General features: G+C 72.6%; 4 protein-coding genes and 1 pseudogene. 2 read left to right on the top strand and 3 right to left on the bottom strand.

Annotation, left to right across the window (positions count from 1 at the left end; translation table 11 throughout):
- The 3 genes and pseudogenes from ACWGH4_RS30585 to ACWGH4_RS30575 form a co-directional block, all read right to left on the bottom strand.
- A pseudogene (locus ACWGH4_RS30585) lies at positions 1–452 on the bottom strand (Tex-like N-terminal domain-containing protein); the annotation flags it as partial.
- A 79-nt stretch (positions 453–531) separates the two neighbouring features.
- Positions 532–663 (bottom strand): LPFR motif small protein, encoded by a 132-nt coding sequence (locus ACWGH4_RS30580; protein WP_268247290.1) that lies wholly within the window; start codon positions 661–663, stop codon positions 532–534.
- 91 nt (positions 664–754) lie between these two features.
- Complete coding sequence (locus tag ACWGH4_RS30575; RefSeq protein ID WP_453466620.1) at positions 755–1,618, bottom strand: SCO6745 family protein; 864 nt, start codon at positions 1,616–1,618, stop codon at positions 755–757.
- A gap of 124 nt (positions 1,619–1,742) precedes the next feature.
- Here ACWGH4_RS30575 and ACWGH4_RS30570 point away from each other — a divergent pair, with 124 nt between their 5' ends.
- Together ACWGH4_RS30570 and ACWGH4_RS30565 are read left to right on the top strand one after the other, a co-directional pair.
- Positions 1,743–2,750, top strand: a complete 1,008-nt coding sequence (locus tag ACWGH4_RS30570) for a GlxA family transcriptional regulator (RefSeq protein WP_453466618.1) — start codon at positions 1,743–1,745, stop codon at positions 2,748–2,750.
- Between the two features lie 20 nt (positions 2,751–2,770).
- Positions 2,771–3,412 carry a DJ-1/PfpI family protein gene (locus ACWGH4_RS30565; protein ID WP_453466616.1) on the top strand — a complete coding sequence of 214 codons (642 nt, stop codon included), beginning with the start codon at positions 2,771–2,773 and terminating at the stop codon, positions 3,410–3,412.
- Positions 3,413–3,420: the final 8 nt, after the last annotated feature.

The following is a 3,420-nucleotide window of genomic DNA, read 5'->3' as shown; positions in this document are numbered from 1 at the left end:
ACGCCCTTGTCCGCGTCGACGAACGCGGCGGCGGCCGCGAGCGGGTCCACCGACGGGTCGCTCAGCAGGCCCTCGGCCAGCGGCTCGAGCCCCGCCTCGCGGGCGATCTGCGCCTTGGTGCGCCGTTTCGGCTTGAACGGCAGGTAGATGTCCTCCAGCCGTGCCTTCGTGTCGGCGGCCCCGATCCGGGCCTCCAGCTCGTCCGTGAGCTTGCCCTGCTCGCGCACGGACTCGAGGATCGCGGTCCGCCGTTCCTCCAGTTCCCGGAGGTAACGCAGCCGTTCCTCGAGCGTGCGCAGCTGCGCGTCGTCGAGCATCTCGGTCGCTTCCTTGCGGTAGCGAGCGATGAACGGCACGGTCGACCCGCCGTCGAGCAGCTCGACGGCCGCCTTCACCTGCCGCTCACGTACGCCGAGCTCCTCGGCGATCCTGCCTTCGATGGACGTCGTCACGGTTCCCCGACTCGCCTTCTCGTGCTCGCTGTGCTTGAGAGTGCATTGTGCCGGGTGGCCGGGGGCCGTGTCGCGTGCCTCAGACGCGCCGTGTCCTGCCGCCGCGCGAGGCTCCGCCGAAGAGCCGGGCCAGGAGCCGGAACGGCAGTGTCACCACGGTGGCGATCGCGGAGCCGACGGTACGAAGTGCGTCCGCTATGGCGCTGAGCACAATTGACCTCCAGTGACGGGGGCGTTGGACTACGTCGGGTAGCCGGGATCGCCTCTGTGTAAACGTCTCGGCCCGCCCCCGTCCCGGTGTGTCAGCCCTTGCCCGTGAGGTCCTCGGGGAACGCCCCGGCGAGCGCGGCGCTCGTCAGGAAGCCGCGGCCGAGTTCCGTGAGACGCTCGACGCCCTCCGCGCCCAGGTGCTCGTACGGTGCCCGGTCGAGCCGGTCGGTGTGCTCCTCCAGCTCGGCCCGCAGCGCGGTGCCGGCCTCGGTCAACTCGCCCTCCGCGTCGATCAGTCCGCGCTCCCGCAGCCGGGACTGCGCGGCCTCCCAGTCGGTCCGTCCCCAGCCGCGGGTGGCGAGGATCCAGCGCGGCGCCATGCCCTTGCCCGTGGCGGTGTGGCTCACCAGCGCCTCGAGCGGGTCGAGACCGGCCGCGAGCAGCGCCGCGAGATGCCCGTCGCCGCGGTGCTCCCGCAGGAGGGTCGCCGCGTGCCAGTACGCCAGGTGCGGCTCTTCCGGGACGGGCAGGTCGGCGTGTGCCGCGTAGAGGGGACGGGCGTGACGGGTGCACGCCTCGGCCGCGCGCAGCCCGAGTTCCGCTGCCTCCGCCATCTCGGGGGAGGCGACGGCGTCGTCGCCGAGCAGCCGCCGCAGGGTGGTGTCGACGGCGCGCAGCCGCGCCGCGAGCACCGCCTCCGGCGGGGCGGTGTCCCACACGGCCGGCAGATGCTCCGCGATCAGGTCGTGGTTGAAGTTGTAGAACGCGGCGGCGACCGCACCGGGTCCGACCGCGCCCATGGCGGCGCCGCGCCCCGCGAAGTAGGCGGCTCTGGGGTCCTCGACACCCAGCTGTGCGAGCTCGGCGGTGAAGTCGGGGGAGAAGTAGACCGTCGAGTGCAGCGGGTTGAGGGCGTTGTGGCAGCGGCGTCCCGCGCGCGGATGCAGAGAAGTCATGAGCCGCACGTTACCGACTGGTCGGTACGGGCGGAAGTCCGGGAACGTCCCTCGGCGGCGATGGCAGGATAGGTGGGGTTCTCGTCATTGCGGCCATGGCCGTGCCGCGAGAAGGATGGGGCTCGTGACGGAGTCCACAACAGAACCTGCGGAGCGGCCGACGACAGGACGGACGCTGCTCGTCGTCCTCTTCGACCATGTGCAGAGCCTCGATGTGACGGGGCCGGTCGAGGTCTTCGAGGGTGCCCGCCGGGCCTGCGGCGACCCGTCCGCGTACCGGATCCGTACCGCCTCGCTCGACGGCTCGCCGGTACGGACCTCCAGCGGTCTCACTCTGGTCCCTGACGGGGACCTCGCCCGTGAACCCGCGCCCCACACGCTCCTCGTCCCCGGCGGCGAGGGCACCCGCCGCCCGGATCCGCGGCTGATCGACTGGCTCCGCGACCGGGCGCCCCACGCCGGACGCCTGGTGTCCGTGTGCACCGGCGCGTTGCTGCTGGCGGAGGCCGGGCTGCTCGACGGCCGGCGCGCCACCACCCACTGGGCCGTCTGCGACCACCTCGCCGGCGCCTATCCGGAGGTCGAGGTCGACCCCGACCCGATCTTCGTCCGGGACGGCAGGCTCTCCACCTCCGCGGGCGTCACGGCGGGCATCGACCTGGCGCTGGCACTTGTGGAGGAGGACCTCGGCCGGGACGTCGCCCTCACCGTGGCCCGCCATCTGGTCGTCTTCCTGCGGCGTCCCGGCAACCAGTCGCAGTTCAGCGCCCAGCTCGCGGCCCAGACCGCGCGCCGCGAACCGCTGCGGTCCGTGCAGCACTGGGTCACCCAGCACCCCGAGGCCGACCTCTGTGTCGAGGCGCTCGCGGACCGCGCGGGCCTGTCGCCCCGGCACTTCGCCCGCGCCTTCCAGGCCGAGACGGGCACGACACCCGGCCGCTACGTGGAACGCGTGCGCCTCGAGCACGCCAGAAGGCTCCTGGAGGACACCCCCGACGGAGTCACGAAGATCTCCCGCGCCTGCGGATACGGCACCACGGAGGCGATGCGGAGGGCCTTCGTGAAGGCCCTCGGCGTGTCCCCGGCGGAGTACCGCCGCCGCTTCCGCGGACCCGCACGACCCGCCCGCTGAACCCTACGAAGGGAATCCCCGTGCCCACGCAGATCGCCGTCCTGCTCTTCGACCGTTTCACGTCACTGGACGCCGTCGGCCCGTACGAGATGCTCTGCCGCCTCCCGGACGCCGACGTCGTCTTCGTCGCCGAACGGAAGGGTCCCGTGGCGAACGACCGTGACCAGCTCTCGCTCGTCGCCACCAGGACCTTCGACGAGGTGACGGCTCCGGACATCGTCCTCGTCCCGGGCGGCCCCGGCCAGGACGCCCAAATGGGGAACGAGACCCTGCTGGACTGGCTGCGCGTCGTGGACGCCACCAGCACCTGGACCACGTCGGTGTGCACGGGCTCGCTGCTGCTCGCCGCGGCCGGACTGCTGAAGGGCCGTGAGGCGACCTCCCACTGGCTCGCCCTGGAACAGCTGGAGCGGCTCGGCGCCAGGCCGACCGGCCGCCGGGTCGTGACGGACGGCAAGTACGTCACCGCCGCCGGCGTCTCCTCGGGCATTGACATGGGGCTCACCCTGGTCGGCAGGCTGGCCGGTGACGAGCACGCCCGGGCCGTGCAATTGCTGACCGAGTACGACCCGCAGCCGCCCTACGACGCCGGCTCGCCGCTGAAGGCCCCCGCGCACCTGGTCGAGGAGTTCCGCACGAAGAGCCGCTTCGTCCTCCGGTAGCCCCGCAC

The organism is Streptomyces sp. NPDC054847, from assembly GCF_053610925.1.
Note: the sequence above shows the minus strand (reverse complement) of the source record. Positions and strands in the feature narration are given on the sequence as shown.